The organism is Actinomadura sp. 9N407 (genome assembly GCF_044326315.1).
GTDB lineage: Bacteria > Actinomycetota > Actinomycetes > Streptosporangiales > Streptosporangiaceae > Spirillospora.
In genome coordinates, this window is record NZ_JBIRAW010000051.1 from 24162 (window position 1) to 46363 (window position 22202).

At 70.5% G+C, this 22202-nt stretch carries 20 protein-coding genes; 12 read left to right on the forward strand and 8 right to left on the reverse strand.

The genetic code is table 11. The annotated features are described in order from the left end of the window. Positions 1 to 24: 24 nt before the first annotated feature. On the forward strand, positions 25 to 1410 hold the full coding sequence (locus ACH34Q_RS44395; protein WP_395989276.1) for an MFS transporter: 1386 nt from the start codon (positions 25 to 27) through the stop codon (positions 1408 to 1410). On the opposite strand, the gene ACH34Q_RS44400 is transcribed toward ACH34Q_RS44395, so the two are convergent. Both ACH34Q_RS44400 and ACH34Q_RS44405 read right to left on the reverse strand, forming a co-directional pair. Beyond that, positions 1305 to 2738 (reverse strand): DEAD/DEAH box helicase, encoded by a 1434-nt coding sequence (locus tag ACH34Q_RS44400; RefSeq protein WP_395989277.1) that lies wholly within the window; start codon positions 2736 to 2738, stop codon positions 1305 to 1307. The genes ACH34Q_RS44395 and ACH34Q_RS44400 overlap by 106 nt on opposite strands. Positions 2739 to 3020: 282 nt before the next feature. Next, complete coding sequence (locus tag ACH34Q_RS44405; protein ID WP_395989278.1) at positions 3021 to 3224, reverse strand: cold-shock protein; 204 nt, start codon at positions 3222 to 3224, stop codon at positions 3021 to 3023. A 379-nt stretch (positions 3225 to 3603) separates the two neighbouring features. Here ACH34Q_RS44405 and ACH34Q_RS44410 point away from each other — a divergent pair, with 379 nt between their 5' ends. Further along, entirely contained in the window at positions 3604 to 3831 is a 228-nt protein-coding gene (locus ACH34Q_RS44410) for a hypothetical protein (RefSeq protein WP_395989279.1), read from the forward strand. A gap of 362 nt (positions 3832 to 4193) precedes the next feature. Further along, positions 4194 to 4814, forward strand: coding sequence for a TetR/AcrR family transcriptional regulator (locus ACH34Q_RS44415; protein WP_395989280.1), 621 nt, complete (start codon positions 4194 to 4196; stop codon positions 4812 to 4814). Here ACH34Q_RS44415 and ACH34Q_RS44420 read toward each other — a convergent pair. The 3 genes from ACH34Q_RS44420 to ACH34Q_RS44430 all read right to left on the reverse strand — a co-directional run bounded on the left by ACH34Q_RS44420 (position 4811) and on the right by ACH34Q_RS44430 (position 6778). Further along, positions 4811 to 5350 (reverse strand): carboxymuconolactone decarboxylase family protein, encoded by a 540-nt coding sequence (locus ACH34Q_RS44420; RefSeq protein WP_395989281.1) that lies wholly within the window; start codon positions 5348 to 5350, stop codon positions 4811 to 4813. The genes ACH34Q_RS44415 and ACH34Q_RS44420 overlap by 4 nt on opposite strands. Beyond that, a complete protein-coding gene (locus ACH34Q_RS44425) occupies positions 5347 to 6219 on the reverse strand; it encodes an SDR family NAD(P)-dependent oxidoreductase (protein WP_395989282.1) in 873 nt (290 codons plus the stop codon). Before ACH34Q_RS44425 ends, ACH34Q_RS44420 begins: the two co-directional genes overlap by 4 nt. A gap of 145 nt (positions 6220 to 6364) precedes the next feature. Continuing rightward, positions 6365 to 6778: a MerR family transcriptional regulator gene (locus ACH34Q_RS44430; protein ID WP_395989283.1), complete on the reverse strand. Its 414-nt coding sequence runs from the start codon at positions 6776 to 6778 to the stop codon at positions 6365 to 6367. Positions 6779 to 6833: 55 nt separating this feature from the next. On the opposite strand from ACH34Q_RS44430, the gene ACH34Q_RS44435 reads away from it, so the two are divergent. Together ACH34Q_RS44435 and ACH34Q_RS44440 are read left to right on the forward strand one after the other, a co-directional pair. Further along, entirely contained in the window at positions 6834 to 8426 is a 1593-nt protein-coding gene (locus ACH34Q_RS44435; RefSeq protein WP_395989284.1) for an MFS transporter, read from the forward strand. 120 nt (positions 8427 to 8546) lie between these two features. Next, positions 8547 to 9308, forward strand: a complete 762-nt coding sequence (locus tag ACH34Q_RS44440) for a hypothetical protein (RefSeq protein ID WP_395989285.1) — start codon at positions 8547 to 8549, stop codon at positions 9306 to 9308. Between the two features lie 58 nt (positions 9309 to 9366). Here the strand turns inward: ACH34Q_RS44440 and ACH34Q_RS44445 are convergent, their stop codons facing one another. Further along, complete coding sequence (locus tag ACH34Q_RS44445) at positions 9367 to 10017, reverse strand: rhomboid-like protein (protein WP_395989286.1); 651 nt, start codon at positions 10015 to 10017, stop codon at positions 9367 to 9369. A gap of 76 nt (positions 10018 to 10093) precedes the next feature. Between ACH34Q_RS44445 and ACH34Q_RS44450 the strand changes: the two genes are divergently transcribed. From ACH34Q_RS44450 to ACH34Q_RS44465, 4 genes are all read left to right on the forward strand, one after another. After that, a complete protein-coding gene (locus ACH34Q_RS44450; protein WP_395989287.1) occupies positions 10094 to 11101 on the forward strand; it encodes an SDR family oxidoreductase in 1008 nt (335 codons plus the stop codon). A gap of 145 nt (positions 11102 to 11246) precedes the next feature. After that, complete coding sequence (locus ACH34Q_RS44455; RefSeq protein WP_395989288.1) at positions 11247 to 13043, forward strand: thiamine pyrophosphate-requiring protein; 1797 nt, start codon at positions 11247 to 11249, stop codon at positions 13041 to 13043. Positions 13044 to 13420: 377 nt separating this feature from the next. Further along, positions 13421 to 14401: a hypothetical protein gene (locus tag ACH34Q_RS44460; protein ID WP_395989289.1), complete on the forward strand. Its 981-nt coding sequence runs from the start codon at positions 13421 to 13423 to the stop codon at positions 14399 to 14401. A 26-nt stretch (positions 14402 to 14427) separates the two neighbouring features. Then, complete coding sequence (locus ACH34Q_RS44465) at positions 14428 to 14901, forward strand: DoxX family protein (RefSeq protein WP_395989290.1); 474 nt, start codon at positions 14428 to 14430, stop codon at positions 14899 to 14901. A 102-nt stretch (positions 14902 to 15003) separates the two neighbouring features. Here ACH34Q_RS44465 and ACH34Q_RS44470 read toward each other — a convergent pair whose 3' ends face one another. Continuing rightward, positions 15004 to 17982, reverse strand: a complete 2979-nt coding sequence (locus tag ACH34Q_RS44470) for a hypothetical protein (protein ID WP_395989291.1) — start codon at positions 17980 to 17982, stop codon at positions 15004 to 15006. 305 nt (positions 17983 to 18287) lie between these two features. Between ACH34Q_RS44470 and ACH34Q_RS44475 the strand changes: the two genes are divergently transcribed. From ACH34Q_RS44475 to ACH34Q_RS44485, 3 genes are all read left to right on the forward strand, one after another. Beyond that, positions 18288 to 19652, forward strand: a complete 1365-nt coding sequence (locus tag ACH34Q_RS44475) for a TrkH family potassium uptake protein (protein ID WP_395989292.1) — start codon at positions 18288 to 18290, stop codon at positions 19650 to 19652. Next, on the forward strand, positions 19645 to 20307 hold the full coding sequence (locus ACH34Q_RS44480) for a potassium channel family protein (RefSeq protein ID WP_395989293.1): 663 nt from the start codon (positions 19645 to 19647) through the stop codon (positions 20305 to 20307). Before ACH34Q_RS44475 ends, ACH34Q_RS44480 begins: the two co-directional genes overlap by 8 nt. Before the next feature lie 62 nt (positions 20308 to 20369). Beyond that, positions 20370 to 21320: a hypothetical protein gene (locus tag ACH34Q_RS44485; protein ID WP_395989294.1), complete on the forward strand. Its 951-nt coding sequence runs from the start codon at positions 20370 to 20372 to the stop codon at positions 21318 to 21320. A 3-nt stretch (positions 21321 to 21323) separates the two neighbouring features. Here the strand turns inward: ACH34Q_RS44485 and ACH34Q_RS44490 are convergent, their stop codons facing one another. Next, positions 21324 to 22163 (reverse strand): NAD(P)H-binding protein, encoded by an 840-nt coding sequence (locus tag ACH34Q_RS44490; RefSeq protein WP_395989295.1) that lies wholly within the window; start codon positions 22161 to 22163, stop codon positions 21324 to 21326. Positions 22164 to 22202: the final 39 nt, after the last annotated feature.

Sequence of the window (22202 nt, forward strand, 5' to 3'; positions counted from 1 at the left end):
ACGGCTCGGAGAAAGGCCTCGCCCATGAGGCTGCCCTACGCGCGTGAACTCGACGAATACCCCACCGGCTCGAAACGCATCAAGATCCTCGCGATGGCCGTGCTGGCCGTCCTCATCGGCTCGTACGAGGCCCAGATCGCCCCGGTCGTGCCGCTCCTGCTCGACGACTTCGACATGAGCCTGTCCACCTACGGGATGGTTTCGGGCGCGGGCGCGCTGTCGGGCGCGATCGCGTCGATCATCGGCGGACGGCTGGTCGACGTCGTCGGCCGGGTCAAGCTCCTGGTCCCGCTGATGATGGTCACGGCGCTGTGCTGCTTCGCGATGACCCTCACCGACTCGGTCGGGGAGTTCCTCGTCGCCCGGATCGCGCTGGCCTTCGTGGACGGCATGGCGATCGCGGGCACCGCACCGCTCGTCCGCGACTTCTCCCCGCGGATGGGACGGGCCCAGGCGTTCGGCTTCTGGACCTGGGGCCCGGTCGGCGCCAGCTTCCTGGCCGCCGGGGTCGCCGCCTGGACGCTGCCGATGTTCGACGACGAGTGGCGGTCCCAGTTCATCATCATGGGCGTCGTCTCACTCATCGTCTCGGTGGTGATCGCGGCGAACATCGCCGACCTGTCACCCGAGCTGCGCGCCCGGATCCAGCAGACCGAGGAGAGCGCCAAGCAGGTCGTCGCGGACACCGGCCCGCCGCACATGCGCGACCTGTTCGCCCACCGGCACGTGTGGGCGCACGTGGTGGGCATCTCGCTGTGGCTGGTCCTCTACATCACGCTGGTGCTGTACGGGCAGACGATGCTCGCGCACACGTTCGAGATCAGCGCGGCCAAGGCGTCCTCGATCATGTCCGCGTTCTGGATCCTCAACCTGGGATCGCTGATCGTGGTGGGCCGACTGTCGGACCGGCTGCAGCTGCGCAAGCCGTTCGTGGTCGGCGGGACCCTCGCCACCATCGCGGCCGCCGGTTACCTGGCGGTCCTGATGGGGCGAGAGTCCGCCTCCGTACCCGAACTCATGATCACCGGCGGCCTGATCGGCGCGTCGATGGGCGTCGCGTACTGCCCGTGGATGGCCGCCTACTCCGAGGACACCGAGGACATCGACCCGCGGTTGCAGGGGACGGCCTGGGGCATCTTCGGATTCCTCACCAAGGGCATGGCCGTGATCGCACTGATCATCGTCCCGCACGTGGTCGAGGCCGGCAGCTGGCAGATCTGGCTGCTGGTGGCACTGGTGTGCCTGGCCCTCTTCATCCCCGCGGTCTTCCTCTTCAAGGGACCGTGGCGGCGAGGAGGGACCGGTCAGGAATTGCCGGCCGACACCCTGCGGCGCGGACCCCTGCCCCGGCCTCCTCTGGAGGAGGACCCGCCGGTGGACGCGCCGGCCGGGTTGGAGGTCCGGGACTGACGCCCCGATCCGCCGCCCCTGGGGGCCGGAGCGCGGCGCGGCTCGGTGATGATCGGCACGCCGGACGGCGGCCGGGCACCGGTGATCCGCGCCAGCTCCGGGTCGTTCGGGCCGACCCGGGCGATCGCCGGGGTGATCCCGGCCGCCGCCATCAGCTGGGTCATCTCGCGCCTCTGCTCGGGCAGGACCAGCGTGACGACCGTTCCGGACTGCCCGGCGCGCGCCGTACGGCCGCCCCGGTGCAGGTAGTCCTTGTGGTCGGCGGGCGGGTCCACGTTGACGACCAGGTCGAGATCGTCCACATGGATGCCGCGGGCGGCGACGTTGGTGGCGATCAGGACGGTCACGGTGCCGGTACGGAAGCCCTCAAGGGTCCGGTTGCGCTGCGACTGCGACTTGCCGCCGTGCAGCGCGGCCGCGTGCACACCCCTGGCCAGCAGCTTGCGGGCGAGCCGGTCGGCACCGTGCTTCTTGGCGACGAACATGATCACCCGGCCGTCGCGGGCGGCGATGTGCGCGGTCGCGTCCTGCTTGTCGTCCTCGGTGACGTGCAGCAGGTGGTGCTCCATCGTGGTGACGGCACCGGCCGACGGGTCGACCGAGTGGGTGACCGGACCGCTCAGGTAGCGCTTGACGAGCCGGTCGATGTTGCGGTCGAGGGTCGCGGAGAACAGCATCCGCTGGCCGCCGGGCGCGACGAGGTCGAGCAGCCGGGTGACCTGGGGCATGAAGCCCATGTCGGCCATCTGGTCGGCCTCGTCCAGCACGGTGATCGTGACCTGGTCCAGCCGGCAGTCGCCGCGCTCGATCAGGTCGGTCAGCCGTCCCGGCGTGGCCACCAGGATCTCCGAACCGCGGGCGAGCGAGGTCGCCTGCCGGTTCAGCGACATGCCGCCGACCACGGTGGTCATCCGCAGCCGGACGGACTCGGCGTACGGGGTGAGCGCCTCGGTGACCTGCTGGGCCAGCTCGCGCGTGGGCACCAGCACCATGGCCAGGGGCTTCTTGGGCTGGGCGCGCTTGCCCGCCGTGCGGGCGAGCATGGCCAGCCCGAACGCGAGCGTCTTGCCGGAGCCCGTCCGGCCGCGGCCGAGGACGTCGCGGCCGGTCAGCGCGTCGGGCAGCGTCGCGGACTGGATCGGGAACGGCTCGGTGACGCCCTGCTGGCCCAGCGTGGTCAGCAGGGCGGCGGGCATGTCGAGCTCGTCGAAGGAATCGACCGGCGGGAGCGCCGGAGCGGAGTTCTGGGGAGACGCGAAGTCACCGTGCGACTGCTGCGGTGCGGCAGCGGTGGCGGGACGTCGGCGCCTGGGATTACGGGGCGGCATGCGGAAGACCTTCCTCGGAACGGCACGTTTCGAGGAGTGCTCCGCAGCCATGGGCCACGCGAAGAAGCTTCAAGAACGAACCAGGGGAGAAGACGGACGGCGGGTGGACAGCCGGTCACGTCGTGTGAGAGGCGTCACAGATGTGACGCCACATGGAGATGTGCGGGAGCCGCCATGCCTGAGACGGGGGCCGAGACTCGAACCTCCGAGCCTGGAACCCCCGAGACATGGAGCAGCGGCGGCACCGTGGCACGAAGCCACGGTACCGCCGCTACAACGTTACTAGCCGGCGACGATGTTCTCCGCCTGCAGGCCCTTCTGGCCCTGCGTGACGTCGAAGGACACCTTCTGACCTTCCTGCAGCTCGCGGAAGCCCCCGCCGACGATGTTGGAGAAGTGAGCGAAGACGTCGGAGCCGCCGCCGTCCTGCTCGATGAAGCCGAAACCCTTTTCGGCGTTGAACCACTTCACAGTGCCAGTAGCCATGTGAGTCTCCTTTTGGGTCGGTCCCGAACCGCACCGTGCGGAACGGGAGTCGCCGCGATAAGTCCCATCCGGAGGATCCAGAAAAGAAAAAATGCGCCTGAGTTAACCTGCAGGCGCACACAAAAGTCTATGGGAACCGCAACTGAGATCCATGTTAGCACAGGGATCCGGGTGACGCCCAGTGGTCGGAGTGCGACCCCCCGGAGGGCGGGGGAAGGGTGGAGGTAGGAGCGCGCGGGAACCCGTACGGGACAAGGGGAACGGGCACGGCCGGACCTGCCGGCGGCCCCGGCCGAGACCTCATCGATACCCCGTCCCCGCAGGGAGATGGCGCGGAACGCTCCCAACATCCAGAGAACTGGCGCATACTGGACACATAATGCGATCTCCGCGAGCCGACACCCGGCGCCACCTGCCCACCAGTCCCTTCGCCCCGCCGCCCCCGGCCCCGCCGCTCGAGAACTTCGTCGTCGAGGACCTCGTGACTCACGACAAGTACGGGCTCGGCCGCGTCCTCGCGGTAGAGGAGGGAACCGCCGTCATCATCGACTTCGGACCCCAGAAGGTGCGCATCCCCGCGCCCTTCACCAAGCTCGCCAAGCTCTGAAGTCCCACACCTGATCAACGCTGGACCCGCTGTACCCGTTCCCACCCGCTCGATCCGCTCCAACCGCACCCGATCGATCGCACCTGATCGATCCCGTACCGGTTCGACCCGCATCCGATCGATCCCCGACGAGGGCAAGGGCGCCCTCGTCCCCTCTTCTTCACCTCAGCCGCTCATCCACCTGAGCCGCCGGTCCCAGCGGCACCGGTCGAAGCCGGGTCGGCCGGCCCCGTCCCCTCCACGGGCGAGGCGACCGGCGACCCCATCGTTCACCCTTCCCTGGCGTTCGCCGGGAGGTCGAGTACGGCCTTGCCCTCAACACGGCGGGAGCGCCGGGGCAGGGCGCGAAGTACCCTGAGCCCGTGACCACGTCTCCTCCACGCCGGCTGCCACGCGGGCGCTCGGCGCTGCCCGCCGGTGAGGTCTCCAAGGTGCAGCGGGCGCGGCTGCTGGCCGCCATGGCGGACGCGATGAGCGAGCTCGGCTTCGTAGGGACGCCCGTCGGGGAGATCCTCAAGCGGGCGGGGGTCTCGCGGCAGAGCTTCTACGAGCTGTTCACGTCCAAGCTCGACTGCTTCATGGCGGCGTTCGACGACGTGGCCCAGCTGATGGAGGAGTGGCTCGACGCGGCCGTGACCGAGCCGGGCGACCCGCTGGAACGATTCGAACGCGGCATCGCGGCGTACGTGGAGCTGCTCGCGATGGAGCCGGGATACGCGCGCCTGTTCATCGTGGAGTCGCACGCGGCGGGCCCGGAGGCCATCGCGCGGCGGCTGGACCTCCAGGAGCTGCTGACCGAACGGCTGGCCGGCGTCCTGGAGGCGTCCGACGACGAGGCGCGGTTCGCCTGCCGGATGATCGTCGCCGCGGTCGGCGGCATGGTGACCGGCCCGCTCATCAGCGGCGACACCACGGCGCTGCGCGAGGTCGGCGACCAGATCATCGCCCACGTCCGCGTGCTGAGACGGCAAGGCGTCCTCTAGCGCGGCCCGTCCGGCTGGATCCGCAGCGCGGCGATGACGGTGGCGAGCATCTGGTAATGCTCGGCCAGCATGCACAGTTCGACGCATTCGGGCTCGGTCAGATGCACCCGCAGGCGCGCCCAGGAGCCGTCGCCGAGGGTCCGGTTCCCGTGCAGATCATCGACCGCGGTCAGCAGCGCCCGCTGCCGGGGCGTCCATCCGTCGGCGTCCGGGCCGAGGGCGATGCGGTCCAGCTCGGCGGGGCCGATCCCGGCGCGGCGGCCCAGCCGCTCGTGGTGCTCCAGCTCGTACCGGCAGTCGCGCAGGTGCGCGACCCTGAGGATGACCAGCTCGCTCTCCCGGCGCGAGAGCCGGCCGCCGGGCATGAGCGACGAGGCGAACCAGAGCCAGGCGTGGAACATGCGGCGCTGCCGGCCGAGCGTCAGGAACAGGTTCGGCGGCCCGGTCCCCGCCGTCCGGCCCGCGACCTTGGCGAACACGTGGGTGAACAGGCCCACGTCGCCCAGCCGGCCCGGCCGGACGCGCGCGCCGGTCACGGCCGTTCCGGCTGCTCGGTCGTCAGCGGGACGCGTTCCTCCCTGGCGATGTCCAGGGCGTCGCGGAGATGCCGCTGGACGGCGAGTTCCATCACCGGCTGCGCGATCATCCGTACCGGCAGGACGCCCGCGACCCACCACGGAGCGACGACGCGCCTGGAACGCCAGGCGATGCCCCGCTCCAGCGCGTCGATGCCCACCTTCAGCGGGGTGACCTTGGAAATGGCCCCGCGGGAGCCGAGGAGCGCGGCCGTGGCCTGCGTACCGAACCCGCGATGCGTCATATCGGTGTCGAGCTCGGCGAAGTAGGCCACCCCTCCCCGCGCGCCGTACGGGCGCAGCTCGGCGCGGAGCGTGTTGCCGAGCGCCTCGACGGCGGCCTTGGAGGCGCTGTAGGCACCCAGCAGCGGAAGATTGACCGCGGCCGAGAGCGACGCCACGGCCAGCGCGTACCCGCGAGGGTGGCTGATGTACGGCCCGGCCGCCCGCAGCGTGTTGTACGAGCCGATCACGTTGACCGCGAGCGTGCGTTCCATGACCTCGGGATCGCCCCCGATCACGGGCATCTGCGCCGCGACCCCGGCGTTCGCGACGACCACGTCGAGCCCGCCGCCCAAGGACTCCGCCGCCTGCGCGGTGGTGTCCTCGACCTGGGCCCGGTCGGTCACGTCGCAAGGCCAGTACGGCGCGTCCCCGCACCGCGCGGCGACGTCCGCGAGCAGTTCGGCTTCCAGGCCGGTCAGCGCCACCCGCGCGCCCCGGGCGTGCAGCCGTTCGGCCAGCGCCGCGCCGATCCCGCGCGCCGCACCGGTGATCAGCACCCGGCGCCCCGCCAGCGATGGGGCGCGGCCACTCCTGTTCACGAGCACGTCCGGGACGCTATCACAAATAGACACCTTTGTTTATATAGGCGTGGATCCGGCCGCAGAGGGACCCTGCCGCCCGAGTTCCCGGGTTTTGACCGGGTACGAGCAGGTTAAGGCGGTGTGTCCCGCAAGGGAATCGGCGGAATGTCTAGAAGTGGACAGCGGACTTGCGTTCCTCGTCGAGCAGGACGCGCGCCGCCTGCTCGGTCTCGGGCGGCGCGGTGCCGATGACGGTGTCCAGGGTTCCGCAGGCGCTCTCCATCTTGCGGATGGCGGTTCTGATGCGGTCGCGCTCCCGCAGGAGGTCGAGCAGGAGTTCCGGGCAGTCCGCGATGAGGTGGGCTCCGTCGGTGGTCATGCAGGGCAGCAGGTCGGCGATGGTGGTCGTGGTCAGCCCGGCCGCGAGCAGAGTCCGGATGTGCGCGACGGTCGCGACGTCCGCCTCGCTGTAATCGCGGTAGCCGCTGGGACGCCGGGCGGGCCGGATCAGATCCTGCTCCTCGTAGTAGCGCAGCAGTCGCTGGCTGACTCCGGTGCGCCGTTCCAGTTCTCCGATGCGCATACGTCCTCGCTCAGGATTTGACTCTCACATGGATGTGAGAGTTTAGCTTTGCCGCATGACACGCTCAGCACGCCGGCGGCCGCCGGCTCACCACCCTTCCGCCGCGGGTCCGCGGCAGTGGATCGGGCTGGCGGTGCTCGCCCTGCCGACGCTGCTGCTGGCCATGGACGTCACCGTTCTCTACCTCGCGGTTCCACGGCTCGCGGCCGGGTTGCGGCCGAGCGGGACCGAGCTGCTCTGGATCACCGATGTCTACGGGTTCATGATCGCGGGATTCCTGGTGGCGATGGGGACGCTGGGCGACCGCATCGGCCGCCGCAGGCTGCTGATGGTCGGGGCCGGCGCGTTCGCCGTCGCCTCGGTGGCCGCCGCGTACGCGCCCAGCGCCGGAGCACTGATCATCGCGCGTGCGCTGCTGGGGATCGCGGGGGCGACCCTGATGCCCTCCACCCTCGCGCTGATCAGCAACATGTTCCGCGATCCACGGCAGCGGGGGACGGCCATCGGAGTGTGGGCGGCATGCCTGTCCGGAGGCGTCGCGCTCGGGCCCGTCGTCGGCGGAGCGCTGCTGGAGTCGTTCTGGTGGGGCTCGGTCTTCCTGATCGCCGTGCCGGTGATGGGCGTCCTGATGGTGGCCGCCCCCTTCCTGCTTCCCGAGTACCGCGACCCGGCGGCCGGCCGGGTGGACGTGATCAGCGTGGTGCTGTCGATCGCGGCCATGCTGCCGATCGTCTACGGCATCAAGTGGATCGCCCACGGGAGCGGCGTGCTCTCCGGCCTGGCCATCGTCCTGCTCGGCGTGGCGGCCGGGGCGGTGTTCTGCCGGCGGCAGCACCGGATCGAGGATCCCCTGGTCGATCTCCGGCTCTTCCGGCACCGGATCTTCAGCGCGGCCCTGATCGTCCTCTTCCTCGGACTCACCGTCACCGCCGGGACGTACCTGTTCGTCACGCGGTGGCTGCAGGCGGTCGAAGGCCTGCCCCCGCTGGCCGCCGGCCTGTGGCTGGTCCCCTGCGCGGCCGCGATGATCGTGACCTCGATGGCGGCTCCCGCCCTGGCGCGGCGGATGCCGGAGGGATACGTGATCGGCGCGTCGCTGGGGATCTCGGCGGCCGGCTTCCTGCTGCTGGCACTGCTCGACCGGCCCGCCGGACTCCCGTACCTGGTCGCCGGCATCGTCATCGTCTACATCGGGCAGGGACCGCTGATGGCCTTGGGAACCGACCTTGTCGTCGGTTCCGCCCCGCCGGAGAAGGCCGGTTCCGCGTCGGCCATCTCCGAGACGAGCACCGAGCTGGGCCTGGCGTTCGGCGTGGCCACGCTGGGCAGCATCGGAACGCTGGCCTACCGTCAGGCCGGGCCCGTCCCGGAATCGGCGGGCATCCCGCCGGACCTGGCCGACGGCGCCCGCGACACCATCGAAGGCGCCACCATCGCAGCCGCTCAACTGCCGCCCCAACCGGCCGCCGACCTGCTCGACACGGCTCAGCGAGCGTTCACGGACGCCCTGAACGCCGTCGCCGGCATCGGCGCCGCCGTGACCCTGGCTCTTGCCGTGCTGGCCGTGATCGCACTCCGCCGCCCCCGTTCGGCCGGACCGAGCGCGGCCGGAGACAGTGCCCCGGCTCCGGTCGAGTCGGTCCACTGACGTGCCCTGCCGGCCTGGCCGGGGCGCGGTACGTTCCGGTCACTGGGAGTCGCGTTCGATGCGGATGCGCGGGTCCGTAGGTTGCCGGACGAGAAGGCGGCTCATCCTGGGGGACGGCGAATGTTGGCGAACAAGGTGTTCTTCTCGTTCACGGAAGTCGATGCCTCGCGGCACCAGGAGTACAACGCCTGGCATCAACTGGACCACATGCCGGAGAACCTGGCCCTGCCCGGTGTGACGCATGGACAGCGGTGGGTGCGCTCTCCCGATTGCGCTGAGGCCGGGGCGCCTCCCGCCGAGTTCCTGGCCGGGATGCACTACGCCACCATGTACTGGTTCCGCGATCCGGTGGAGGAGAGCTTCCAGGAGTGGCGCCGGTTGGGAGAGCAGACCTACCAGCTGGGCCGGCGGCAGGAACTTCCCTATACGAGGCGTCCCCTCATGGGGGCCTTCACCCCGGTCAAGGGCTATGCCGCTCCGCGAGTGCGGGTTTCACCGGATGTCATTCCGTTCCGGCCCAACCAGGGTCTGGAGATCAACGTGCTGCGGATCGACGAGCCCCGGAGCGAGGCCGCTCATGAGCTGTACGCCTGGCACGACCAGGTGCATATCCCCGAGGTGCTGTCCTGTGCCGGTGCCGCGGGGGCGTGGACGTTCTCCAGCCGGCATGTGAGCCTTGGCCGGCCGTCGTTCGGTGACAAGGCCGACTTCGGGGCGGGGGAGTTGCGCGTTCTGGCCGTGTTCCTGGACGAGGACCCGCTGGAGTACCTGGCGGAGAAGAAGCGCCTTGTGGGGGAGGCGCCCGGTGATTCGGCGGCGACCACGCTGCTCTCCAGCACGCTCCGTACGATCACGCCCTGGCAGTGGAACTGGTTCGACTGACCTCGCACTGGTATCTGCTCTGGAGGGGTCTGCTCTGGAGGGGTCTGTTCGCGGACGATCAGGTGACGGGGCTGCCCGAACCGCTGCCTGAATCGCCGCGTGCTCGTGCCGGTGCCGATCTCACGATTCGCCAGGAGAGGGCTACGCCGGTGGCGGCCGACAGGGCGTGGCCGAGGGTGGAGTAGTCGGGGAGCAGGCCGTACCAGTCTGCAGCGGTCAGCGGGTAGAGGACGGCTATCGCGGCCCAGGGGATGCGTAGCCATTTGGGGAGCAGGTAGGTGACCGCGCCTATCGCGCCCAGGGCGCCGAAGCTGACGCCGTAGTCGAGTTCGTACCGGATCTCGTCGGGATAGCGGCCCGTGTGGGTCGCGACGGCCACCACGGCCAGGACGATGAGGGTGACGAGGACGTGGGCGGTCGCGAAGATGGAGAAGGCCCGGAGGGTGCCCAGCCGCCGTTCCAAAGCGCTCAGGCAGACGGCGATTCCCAGGCCGATGACGAGGATGTTGTCCAGGATGGTGCCCGAGGTGTCGGCGACCAGGGCGCTGCCGACCAGGCGTAAGGGCGCCGTCCATGTCATGTCGGCGAGGTTGGTGCTGATGGCGCGGAGGATGTCGTCCTTGGTGGCGGGGGACACCAGGCGGAAGACGGCGATGTGGGTGGCCAGGAGCAGGGCCAGGTAAGCGGCCGTTCCTCGAACGCGGCTCATGGACCGGCTCCGATGTTTTCCACCGGCTCAGCGTACAGATCCGCTCATGGGGTAGGCGGCCGGCGGAGGTTGAGCGATGTCTTCACGTGTGGTCGTAGTGACGGGGGCCAGCGGCGGTATCGGGCGTGCGGCGGCTCGGGCCTTCGGGGAACGGGGCGACCGGGTCGCGCTGCTCGCCCGGGGTGAGACCGGGCTGAAGGCGGCGGCCGATGAGGTGCGCGCGGCGGGCGGCGAGGCGCTGGTGGTGCCGGTGGACGTCGCCGACCACGAGGCGCTGGAGGAGGCCGGGCGGCGGGTCGAGCGGGAGCTCGGGCCCATCGATGTGTGGGTGAACGTGGCGTTCAGCTCGCTGTTCTCCGAATTCATCGACATCAAGCCGGAGGAGTTCAAGCGGGCCACGGAGGTCACCTATCTGGGGTTCGTGTACGGGACGCGCGTGGCCCTCGACCTGATGATGCCGCGCGACCGGGGCACGATCGTTCAGACGGGGTCGGCGCTGGCGAAGCGGGGGATCCCGCTGCAGTCGGCGTACTGCGGGGCCAAGCATGCGATCCAGGGATTCCACGAGTCGCTGCGTACGGAGCTGATGCACGACGGCAGCGGCATACGGACGACGATCGTGCACATGCCGGCGGTCAATACGCCGCAGTTCGACTGGGTCGAGTCGCGGTTGCCCAAGAAGGCGCAGCCGGTGCCTCCCATCTACCAGCCCGAGGTAGCGGCCAAGGCGCTGGTCTACGCGGCGGACCATCCGGGGCGCCGGGAGTACTGGATCGGCGGCAGTACGGTCGGGACGCTGCTGGGGAACCGGCTCGCTCCGGGCCTGCTCGACCGGTACCTGGCCAGGACCGGGTTCAGATCGCAGCAGACGGGACGGCCGCAGGATCCCGACCAGCCCGCCAACCTGTGGGAGCCGGCGGACGGTGTCACCGGGCATGACTACGGCGCGCACGGGTCGTTCGATGACCGTTCCCATGGGCGGAGCTACCAGATGTACTTGGGGCGGCACCGGGGACTCATCGCCGGTGCTGCGCTCGCGGCGGGTGCGGTGCTAATCGGCCGCAAGGCGTGCCGCGCTCTCTAGGAGGACTGGTGCCCTCTGTGGCCTGATCCCTCTTTCGTTCCCCTTTTGGAGCCGCCGATGGTAGGCCGCCTGGACTGCGGGTAGGCGACCCCAGGCGGCGCTCTGGCCAGGGGGCCACGGCCGCCCGGATGGGAGGGAGAACGAGATGGCAGCCACCAATGTCGCCGACTACCTGCTGAATCGGCTGCGCGAATGGGGGGTGGAGCAGGTCTTCGGCTATCCCGGCGACGGGATCAACGGCCTGCTGGCGGCCTGGGGGCGGGCGGGTGATCAGCCGCGGTTCGTCCAGGCGCGGCACGAGGAGATGAGCGCGTTCGAGGCCGTCGGGTACGCCAAGTTCACCGGCCGGCTCGGGGTGTGCGCCGCGACGTCGGGGCCCGGCGCGATCCACCTGCTGAACGGCCTGTACGACGCCAAGCTCGACCATGTGCCGGTGGTCGCGATCGTTGGCCAGACCAACCGCACCGCGATGGGCGGCTCGTACCAGCAGGAGGTCGACCTGCTGTCGCTCTACAAGGACGTGGCCAGCGACTACGTCCAGGTCGTGAACGTCCCCGAGCAGCTGCCCAACGTGCTGGACCGGGCGATCCGGGTGGCCATCGCCGAGCAGGCGCCGACCGCGCTGATCATTCCCGCGGACGTCCAGGAACTGGACTACACCCCGCCGCAGCACGCGTTCAAGATGGTCCCGTCGAGCCTGGGCGTCGACTGGCCCGAGGTCAACGCGGACGACCAGGCGATCCGCCGCGCCGCCGAGATCCTGAACGCCGGCCACAAGGTGGCGATCCTGGCCGGGGCCGGTGCGCGGGGCGCGCGCGAGGAGCTGATCCAGGTCGCGGACCTGCTGGGCGCGGGCGTGGCCAAGGCGCTGCTCGGCAAGGACGTGCTGTCGGACGAGCTGCCGTTCGTTACCGGCTCGATCGGCCTGCTGGGGACCCGGCCGAGCTACGAGATGATGATGGACTGCGACACGCTGCTGATGGTCGGGTCCAGCTTCCCCTACACCCAGTTCATGCCCGAGCTGGACCAGGCGCGGGGCATCCAGATCGACAACAACGCCCGGCAGATCGGGATGCGCTACCCGTTCGAGGTCAACCTCGTCGGGGACGCGGCGGCGACGCTGCGCGCGCTGATCCCGCTGCTGGAGCGCAAGACCGACCGGGGCTGGCGGGACGGCATCGAGTCCAAGGTCGAGCGCTGGTGGGAGACCGTCCGGATGGAGGCGATGGTCGAGGCCGACCCGATCAACCCGATGCGGCTCTTCCAGGAGCTGTCCGAGCGGCTGCCGGACGATGCGATCATCACCGCCGACTCCGGGTCGGCGGCCAACTGGTACGCCCGCAACCTGCGGTTCCGCGGCGACATGCGGGGCTCGCTGTCCGGCACGCTGGCCACGATGGGCTGCGCCGTCCCGTACGCGATCGGCGCCAAGATCGGCAACCCGGACCGGCCGGTGATCGCGATGGTCGGGGACGGCGCGATGCAGATGAACGGGCTGGCCGAGCTGATCACGATCAAGCACTACTGGGAGGAGTGGCTCGATCCCCGGCTGGTCATCGCCGTGCTGCACAACAACGACCTCAACCAGGTCACCTGGGAGATGCGGGCGATGCAGGGCTCGCCCAAGTTCGCGGCCTCGCAGACGCTGCCCGAGGTCGACTACGCGGCGTTCGCGTCGAGCCTGGGGATCAAGGGGATCTCGGTCAACAAGCCCGAGGAGATCGGGCCCGCCTGGGACCGGGCGCTGCAGGCCGACCGCCCGGCGCTGCTGGACGTGCGCTGCGATCCCGACGTACCGCCGATCCCGCCGCACGCCAGCTTCGAGCAGGCCAAGTCCACCGCGCAGGCGATGCTGGGCGGCGACGAGGACCGCTGGGGCGTGATCAAGAAGGGCGTCAAGACCAAGATGCAGGAGTTCCTGCCGCATCGCGAGGGCGAGTGACCGATCCGCCGACCCGTCCGCCCACCGATCCGTCCGAGCGCCGGCGGACCCGTCCGGGCGACCGTGGCAACCGTAGGCCGCGCGGGTGGGGTAGGTGGAATCACCCGTCTTCCCGGTGATCATCATCCGGGCCTTCGCGCATTTCCAGGTCAGCCCCACCGTACGGCGATCAAGGAAATGGTTGTCGCCGTTCACAATTGACTTCACCGGACCTGCCGGTCACCCTTTGGGCACTGCGGCCGGAAAGGCACGTCGGTGAATAGGGCCGGGTGAAGAATACTCGGCCGGAAAAGGAAGGAGTCGTACTCCGGGGTGCCGCACCGGCTCATCGCCGCCCCCGCCGAAGTACTGCGGCGGCCCCATCAGAGGAGGAGACCTTGTCCTTCAGGAGATTCCTGTCCTTCAGGAGATTCTCGTTCGCCATCGTCACGGCAGGCGTGCTCGCCGCAGGCGTGCTGGCCCCTACGGCCTTCCGCGACGCCCCCGAAGAGCAGCAGGTCACAGTGACCGCCGCGGCCGCCGCGGCGCGTACGACATCCGTCCGGTACGGCCCGTACACGATCCCCGCGGCGACGCAGGAAGAGCACGGCGAGCTCCCCAACCAGATCGCGCTGAACGTCAAGAAGCCGTGCACCAACTGCTACATCACCGGATTCAAGCCCAATCTCGTGTACGCGGACGGGACCACCGCGAACGTCAACACCGGCCCGATGCTGCACCATGTGGTGTTCTTCAATTCCGCGAAACGCGACACCGTATGCTCCGGCCCGCAGCGGGTCATGTCGTCCGGCAACGAGCGGATGGAAAGCGTCTTCCCGGCCGGCTACGGGTTCAAGGTCAATTCCAGCGACCGCTGGACCCTGCTCTACGACCTGATGAACCACGGGCACGAGGAGAAGCAGGTCTTCATCGAATTCACGTTCACCTACGAATCGTCGTGGGGATCGCGGATCAAGCCCGTCACGCCGATCTGGATGGACGCCGGCGGCTGCGCGAGTTCCACCTGGGACGTTCCGGTGGGCGAGCCGAGCGAGAGGTCGCGGACGTGGCGGTCCACGATCTCGGGTGACCTCGTGCACATGCGCGGCCACCTGCACCACGCCGGCATCACCGTCAAGACGGAGAACGAGACCACAGGAAGCCTGCTGTGCCGCAGCGATGCCGAGGAGGGCGGTACGCCCGAGTTCATCGACCATCACGGCCGCACCGAGGTGTCCAACATGCCGACGTGCACCGGGACCCCGCTCGGCCGGATCAACCGCGGCGACACGCTGAAGATCACCGCCAACTACAAGGCGATGGAGCACGCCCACCACGGCGTCATGGGGATCATGACCGGCTGGGTGGACGAGGGTTGACCGGAGTCCGGAGGGAGGTGCGAACGATGCCGCGACCTGAGCGATTCGGTGATCCGATGCTCGCGCTGTTCCGCATGGTCGTCGGGCTGCTGTTCACGATCCACGGCGCCGCCTCGCTGTTCGGCGTGCTCGGCGGCAACCGCGGGACCGGGAAGGCGGTCGAGTTCGCCGTCTGGCCCGGCTGGTGGGCCGCGCTCATCCAGCTGGTCTGTGGCCTGCTCGTGCTGACCGGGCTGTTCACCCGGATCGGCGCGACGCTGGCGTCCGGCTCGATGGCGTACGCGTACTTCGTCGTCCACCAGCCGCGCGGGCTGCTGCCCCACCACAACGAAGGGGAGCTCGCGGCGATGTTCTGCTGGGCCTTCCTGCTGATCGCGGTGCTCGGCCCGGGCGCCTGGGCGCTGGACGCGCACCGGTCCCGCCGCCGAGCCGACGAGAGGGGAGAGATGGCCGGCCAAGGCGCCGGAAGCGGTCCGGCCCGCGCCGGCTCGACCCGGTAACCGGCACCAGGCAGCCGACACCGGCCTGCCGGAATGTTGACTCGTGGCGTGTTCGCCTGGTAACGCATTGCCAGAGGCGAACACGCCACGAGTCAACGGACGCTAGCGGCCGGACCGGCCGGCGCGCGCGGACCGTCCGGCGCGGTGGGCACGGGACCACAGCGCGTTCCAGCCGCCCGACTTCAGCCAGGTCGCGGGGATGCGCAGGCCGTCCTCGCTGATCCGTTCCCGGAACGCGGCGGTGTCGGCGCCCAGCTCGCGCGCGGCGGGCAGGGCCCGCTGCCAGGGACCGTCCTCGTCGTCCAGGGAAGTCACCGGGAAGCCCGGCACCGTGTCGGTACGCGGCGGAGCCACCGGAACGTGGCCGTTCCGCGCGGGACCGCAGGTCACCGTGACGACCAGGGCGCAGAGCAGGGGCTCGGTCGTCCGGCGGGACACGGCCCGCGCGATCAGCGGATCGCCGTCGTCCACGAGCCGTCCGATCGCCGCCCGCAGGCGGAGCGCCATCAGGCCCATCGAGTACGCGGGCGCCACCGCGGGCCTCCTGACCAGCTTGCGCAGCGAGCCCGGGAGCGGGGTGTCGCCCAGCAGCAGGTGCAGATTCTCGAAGCGGTCGCGCAAGACCGGGGCCAGACCGTCCATCGCCGTCTCCAGCGGACGGATCGACGACAGCGTCCACAGGTCGACGAGATCGAGCCCGCCATCGCCGAGCCCGTTCCGTACGGTGTTGGTCAGCGCGACGGGACCCAGGCGCCGCAGCCGGGTCAGGGAGGCCTCGGGACCGCCGCCCGGACCGCTGCCGGAACCGGCGAGGACGGCCAGGGCGCCCACCGCCGCGCCGGTGAGCTGCTCGGCCCAGGCCCGCTCGGCGAGCCCGCCGAGCGCGGGCCCGGCCTCCTGGAGCAGGCGGGGACGGGGACGCCGCCGTACGGTACGTCCCGGCGCGAGATCCTCCTCGGGGACCGGCGGCTCGGCCTCGGGGTCCTCGACGCTCCCCGGGATCGTGCCGACCCAGTCGCGGATCCGCCGTTCCAGATCGGCGTCCGGGGCCTCGTTGAACCGCGCCGCGATCTCGGTGACCTGCCAGCCGCGGACGGCGGGACGGCGCGGGCTCAGCTCCAGGTTGACCAGGATCCGGCCGTCGTCGGCGTGCAGGGCCGCGAGCCCGCACCAGCCCTTCTCCGCGTTCTCCAGGTACCACGGGCCGGAGATGCAGTTGCCCATGTAGTTGGCCCATTCGGCCAGGGTGCGGGCGCCGCGCGCCAGCCGGAAGCGGGCGCCGGTGCCCGGGACGGACGCTCCGTCCACGGCGGCGAGCGTGGCCGGCAGGGCGAACTCGCCGCCGAGCGCCTCGGCGATCTCCGCGCCGGCGCGCAGGCTCGCGGTGAAGTCCGTCCAGGTCCGCACGCTGCGGGCCGGCGCCGGTACGGGCGCGGCGCCGCCCAGCGCGACCAGCTGCGCGGCGCCGGCGATCGCCAGGGTGAGGGAACCGAGCGGCGGCTCCAGCGGCTCCGGCGTGATCTCCGGATCCGGATCGAGCCAGGGTGCCCCGACCGTGATGTCGACCTTCGCGGCCCGGTGCCCGTACAGCGGGGCCAGCGCGTCCGCCAGCTCGGCGCACCACAGCAGGTCGCCGACCACCTCCACCTCGGCGAGGTTCGGTACGTCCAGCCGTTCGAGCCGGGTGGCGATCGGTTCGCGGTCCCCGTTCAGGAGCCGCCACGCGGCGGCGTCGACCCATTCGAAGGCCGACCGTACGGTGCCCTCGCCGATCGCCTCGCGCCATTCGCGCATCTCGGCCGAGGCCCATCGGCGCAGGTTGTCCTCCGGTACGCCGAGATCCCCGTCGATCAGGTCGCGGACCCGATCGAGGACCATCCAGGCGTAATCGCGGGCGTGGGTCAGGCGCGGACCGACGTACGCCGCCAGCTTGGCGAGATCACCCGCCCCGTCCTTTCCCACCCCGCTCTCTCCCACCCCGCCCTTCGTCGACCTCTCATGGCCGTCCAGCCTGTGGTGGATCTGCCGTACGAGAAAGCCGGGACGGGCGGGCAGGCCGGTCAGCCCCGGCACCCTCTTGCCCGAGCGCTTGGCCATTTCGGGAAGCAGGCCGTCCGTCGCGGCGAGCAGCGCGGCGGACCGGGCCAGCCCCTCCTCGAAACCGTGATCGGCGACCGCCACCGCCGTACGGACCAGCGCCGTCGCGGCGTGCGCGTCCTGGCCGATCCGGTTGAGCATCCCGTCCCAGTAGAAATCCGTCGGCCGCCACCGGGCGGCGTCCGCCAGCGAGGGCTCGCGCGCGCTCCCCAGATCCGAGCGCAACTCCGCCAGGAGCAACTCGTCCTCGAAGGCCGTGTTGCGCTTGCGCAGGTCGTACCGCCGGGTCTGGCGTCCCTGGCTCGCCATCCGCCGCGCGGCCCTCGCGGCCTCGCGATGGTGCTCCGACGCCCGTTCCCACAGATCGGTGAGCAACTTCAGGCGGCGCGGCCGCGGAACGGGCGCCAGCGCCTGGCGAAGGTTCACGGCCAGGGCCGAGGGAAGGCCACCCGAAATGAGATCCGCTCCGTCGGGGACGGTCAGCGCAAGGATCCGTTCCAGCTGCTCCGGGCCCAGCACATCGCTCGCCGCCGTCGCCAGATGCAGTGCAGCCCAGCGGCCCTCGGCGATCGCGTTCGCGGCCGCCGCGCCCACCGGCTTGGTGACCGACGGCCCGAACAGCGCCACCAGGAACCCCGCCCGGGCCCCGAGCCGGTCGGCGTCCTCGATGCCCAGCACCTTGAGCGCCGCGAGCACCGCGTCCCGCTGGTCGCCCTGCGCACCCTCCAGCCGCGCCGTGCGGAAGCCGTCCCCCAGATCGATGCCCGCGCCCGCCGCCACGACCCCGCCGTCCCGTACGAGGCGCGCCAGCCCGGCCACCGCGCGTTCCACGCAGGCGGCGTCCGCCGTGGCGGGACCCAGCGCGACGGCGGCACCGGGCTCCGCCTCGCCCTCACCGGTCAGCCGTACGGGACCGGACCGCCGGGGCGCCCAGGCGGCGAGCCCCGGTGCCGCGACGACGCCACCCGCGAGCCGAAGTCTCATCCGGCACATCATGACCGACGGCACGAACCACGCCAAAGGGATTTCGAAATACGGGCTGTCCCCCCGCTTGCCTCCGGCGCGCTCATGCTCCGCCCACCGCCCGTGGCCTTGGCCGACCCCGGCCGCAGAGACTCCGAGTAACGGGTCGTGCCCCTGCTCGCTTCATGCCCGTGGCCTTGGCCGACCCTGGCTGTTGTACGGTTTGCAGCCGTGGGGCCGGTAGGCCTGGCGCGGAAGCCGGGACCGGCTCCGCAGCCGTTCCATGTCCCTGGGGGTGCCGCAGCCGCGTGGTGAACCGGCCGTCGATGGGATCCGTGCGGGCGCGGATCACCAGGACCTTTCTGTCGCGCTTCCAGCACCCGGCGCAGGTGGTGGTGAGCGGCTTCCTGCTCGTGATCACGATCGGTACCCTGCTGCTCCTGCTGCCCGCGTCCACCGACACCGGCGAGTCCCCGCGGTTCCTGGACGCGCTGTTCACCTCCACCTCCGCCGTCTGCGTCACCGGGCTGGTGGCGGTCGACACCGGAACGCACTGGTCGACGTTCGGGCACGTGGTGATCGCCGGGCTGATGCAGGTCGGCGGGCTCGGCATCATGACGATGGCCACCCTGTTCGCCGTGGTCATCTCGGGCCGGGTCGGCCTGCGCGCCCGGCTGGCCGTCCAGGCCGAGACCAAGTCGCTGCGGATGGTCGACGTCCGCCGGCTGGTCCGGAACGTGGTGCTCTTCAGCCTGTTCTGCGAGGCGATCGCCGCGACCGTGCTGACCGTACGGTTCGCCACCGAGTACGGGCAGCCGCTCGGGCGGGCCCTGTACTGGGGCGTCTTCCACGCCATCTCCTCGTTCAACAACGCGGGCTTCGCGCTGTGGTCCGACAGCCTGACCCGCTTCGCCGGTGACCCGTGGATCTGCATGACCGCCGCGATCGCGGTGGTCGTCGGCGGCCTCGGCTTCCCGGTGGTCTTCGAGCTGGCGCGCGGCTGGCGCCGGCCGAGCGCCTGGTCGATCCTGACCCGGGTGACCCTCGGGATGACGGCCACCCTGCTGACCCTCGGAACGGTCGTGCTGACGCTCAGCGAGTGGAGCAACGAGCGGACGCTCGGTGCCCTGCCCCCGGGGACCCGGCTCCAGGCCGGCTTCTTCGCCGCGGTGATGCCCCGCAGCGGCGGGTTCAACAGCGTCGACATCGGGCAGATGCGTCCCGAGAGCTGGCTCGTCACCGATGTGCTGATGTTCATCGGCGGCGGCAGCGCCGGAACGGCCGGCGGGATCAAGGTGACCACGTTCGGGCTGCTGGCCTTCGTCATCTGGGCCGAGCTGCGCGGCGAGACCCGGGTGAACGTGGGCCACCGCCGGCTGCCCGAGGGCACCCAGCGGCAGGCCGTCGCGATCGCCCTGATGGCCGTGGGCTTCGTGGTCACCGCCACGTTCACGCTGATGCAGATGACCGAGCACACCCTGGACCAGGTGGTGTTCGAGGTCGTGTCGGCGTTCGCCACCGTGGGCCTGTCGACCGGCATCACCGCCGAGCTGCCGACGGCCGGCCACGCGCTGATCGTGGCACTGATGTTCATCGGCCGGATCGGTCCCCTCACACTGGGAACGGCACTGGCGATTCGCGAGCGCACCCGGCGCTACGAGCTACCAGAGGAGCGACCCATCGTTGGCTGACATCGGAAACGACCCCGTGGTGGTGATCGGACTCGGCAGGTTCGGTACCTCGCTGGCCCTGGAGCTGGCCAAGCGCGGCACCGAGGTGCTCGCCATCGACAACCGGCCCAAGATCGTCCAGAGCCTGTCCGGCCGGCTGACGCACATCGTCTCGGCCGACGCCACCGACATCGACGCGCTGCGCGAACTGGGCGTCGCCGACTTCTACCGGGCCGTGGTGGGCATCGGCGGCGACCTGGAGGCCAGCATCCTGACCACCTCGCTGCTGGTCGAGCTGGACATCGACGACATCTGGGCCAAGGCCATCAGCCGCCAGCACGCCCGCATCCTGGAACGGATCGGCGCCCACCACATCGTGCTGCCCGAGCACGACATGGGCGAGCGCGTCGCCCACCTCGTCAGCGGCCGGATGCTGGACTACCTCGAAGTCGACGAGAACTTCGCCCTCGCCAAGACCCTCCCGCCCAAGGAACTCGTCGGCATACCCCTGGGCGACACCCGCCTGCGCGCCAAGCACGGCGTCACCGTCGTGTCCGTGAAGCGCCCCGGCGAGGACTTCACCTACGCCACCACCGAGACCATCCTTGAGTACGGCGACGTCATCCTGATCGCAGGCCCCATCACCAAGGTGGAACGCTTCGCCGAACGCGCCTGACTGTTTCATAGGGCCTGACCTTGCGCCTCGGCCTGTCGGCCCGGCGTCGTACGCTCACCGCCATGACCCGTACGACGCCACCGCGCCCGGTCGACATCGCGGCCGTCTTCCCAGAGATCAAAGAGCTTGCCCGCATCACGACCCGCCTGCATCCCCGGGCGGGAGCACCGGGGGTGAAGGACAGTTCGGTGGGCGGCCCGCTGCTGTGGCCGGCCGATGAGCCATGGCCGGTCTGCACCAAGTCCCACTACATGGACGGGATTCTGGAGCGGCTGGATATCGAACGCCGCCGCCGCCTGATTTTGGCGGCATCGCGGGGACGCAGGTTCACGCCTGAAGAACAGGCAGAGATCATCCGCCTCGGTGAGATCCCCGTCTCCCCGCCCGAGGAGCCCTTCACCCTGCTGGCGGTGGCGCAGCTCTACTGCCGTGACATCCCCGATCTCGTCGCACCGCCGGGGATGGACATGCTCCAGGTGCTGTGGTGCCCGTTCGATCATGATGGCGATGGCATGTACTGCCCGGCGGTGACGCTGCGCTGGCGCCGGTCGGCCGATGTCGTGGACGTCATCGACCCCCAGCCCGAGCCCGAGGTGATGGGGTACGGCTACCTGCCGAACCCCTGCGTGCTCCACCCCGAGCAGGTGACCGAGTACCCGTACTGGGATTTCCTCCCCGATGACCTGGGGCGCAGGTTGGCGGAATGGGAGGACGATTCCGAGCACTCGTACCAGTGCGACCTGTCCATCGCGAGCGGCTGGAAGATCGGCGGGTATTCCCAGTGGAACCTCACCGACGGCTATCCCATGGACTGCGAGTGCGGCACCGCCATGGAGCTGCTTTTCATGATCGACAGTTCGGAATGGGATGGGATCATCAGCTGGCGCCCCCGTGAGGACGACGATTCCGACGACCCCAATCCCCCCGGCGTCACCATCAGTCGCGGCTACCGGCTGTGGATCTTCACCTGCCCCGACTCGTTCGATCACCCCCACGAGATGAGCATCCAGTGACGGTCAGCCGGGCCAGGCGTTTTCGGCGGTGGTCGTACGGACGAACTCGGTGAAGTCGCGGGCCGGGCGGCCCAGGGCGCGCTGGACGCCGTCGGAGAGGTAGGCGTCCAGTCCCTTCCTGATGGCGGCGATCACGTCGGCGTAGTCCTGGGCGTCGGCGGCGGTCCAGCCCTGCGCGACGAGTTCGTCGATGAACGTGCCGGCGGGCAGCGGGACGTACCGGATCGTGCGGCCGGTCGCGGCGGAGATGTCGGCGGCGGCCTCGGCCATGGTCAGGGCGCGGGGGCCGGACAGTTCGTAGACCTGCCCGGCGTGGCCGTCCTCGGTGAGAGCGGCGGCGGCCACGGCGGCGATGTCGTCGGCGTCGACGAAACTGGCCGCGCCGTCGCCGGCGGGCAGCCTGATCTCGCCCGCGAGGACCGCGTCCCGGAAGAAGCCCTCGCTGAAGTTCTGGGCGAACCAGCCCGGCCGGATGATCGTCCACGCGACGCCACTGGCGCGTACGGCGGCCTCGCCGTCGGTGTGGGTGGCGCCGACCGGGCTGGTCGGGTCCCCGTAGCCGGGCACGTCCACGCCCCGGCCGGACAGCAGGACGATCCGTTCGACGCCGAGGTCCACCGCGCGTTCGACGAAGGGGCGAGTGAGGGTGGTTCCGTCGAGCGGGACGAGGTAGACCGCCCGCACGCCCTTCAGGGCGAGGTCCCAGGTGGTGCGGTCGGTCCAGTCGAAGGGCTGCTCGCCGGTACGGGACGCCACCCGGACCGGGACGTTCCGTGCGGACAGGAGCGAGGCGACGCGGCGGCCGGACTTGCCGGTGCCGCCGAGGATCAGAGTTTCGGTCATGGGTCCAGTGAAGCCGCGAGCGGTGAGACGGAACATGGT

Bases quoted from the DNA above. Each gene is read 5' to 3' on its own strand.
- ACH34Q_RS44470 (WP_395989291.1), bottom strand. From the start codon at position 17,982: ATGAGACTTCGGCTCGCGGGTGGCGTCGTCGCGGCACCGGGGCTCGCC.
- ACH34Q_RS44445 (WP_395989286.1), bottom strand. From the start codon at position 10,017: ATGAGCCGCGTTCGAGGAACGGCCGCTTACCTGGCCCTGCTCCTGGCC.
- ACH34Q_RS44410 (WP_395989279.1), top strand. From the start codon at position 3,604: ATGCGATCTCCGCGAGCCGACACCCGGCGCCACCTGCCCACCAGTCCC.
- ACH34Q_RS44490 (WP_395989295.1), bottom strand. From the start codon at position 22,163: ATGACCGAAACTCTGATCCTCGGCGGCACCGGCAAGTCCGGCCGCCGC.
- ACH34Q_RS44450 (WP_395989287.1), top strand. From the start codon at position 10,094: ATGTCTTCACGTGTGGTCGTAGTGACGGGGGCCAGCGGCGGTATCGGG.
- ACH34Q_RS44465 (WP_395989290.1), top strand. From the start codon at position 14,428: ATGCCGCGACCTGAGCGATTCGGTGATCCGATGCTCGCGCTGTTCCGC.
- ACH34Q_RS44455 (WP_395989288.1), top strand. From the start codon at position 11,247: ATGGCAGCCACCAATGTCGCCGACTACCTGCTGAATCGGCTGCGCGAA.
- ACH34Q_RS44475 (WP_395989292.1), top strand. From the start codon at position 18,288: ATGGGATCCGTGCGGGCGCGGATCACCAGGACCTTTCTGTCGCGCTTC.
- ACH34Q_RS44440 (WP_395989285.1), top strand. From the start codon at position 8,547: ATGTTGGCGAACAAGGTGTTCTTCTCGTTCACGGAAGTCGATGCCTCG.
- ACH34Q_RS44395 (WP_395989276.1), top strand. From the start codon at position 25: ATGAGGCTGCCCTACGCGCGTGAACTCGACGAATACCCCACCGGCTCG.
- ACH34Q_RS44405 (WP_395989278.1), bottom strand. From the start codon at position 3,224: ATGGCTACTGGCACTGTGAAGTGGTTCAACGCCGAAAAGGGTTTCGGC.
- ACH34Q_RS44400 (WP_395989277.1), bottom strand. From the start codon at position 2,738: ATGCCGCCCCGTAATCCCAGGCGCCGACGTCCCGCCACCGCTGCCGCA.
- ACH34Q_RS44430 (WP_395989283.1), bottom strand. From the start codon at position 6,778: ATGCGCATCGGAGAACTGGAACGGCGCACCGGAGTCAGCCAGCGACTG.
- ACH34Q_RS44435 (WP_395989284.1), top strand. From the start codon at position 6,834: ATGACACGCTCAGCACGCCGGCGGCCGCCGGCTCACCACCCTTCCGCC.
- ACH34Q_RS44485 (WP_395989294.1), top strand. From the start codon at position 20,370: ATGACCCGTACGACGCCACCGCGCCCGGTCGACATCGCGGCCGTCTTC.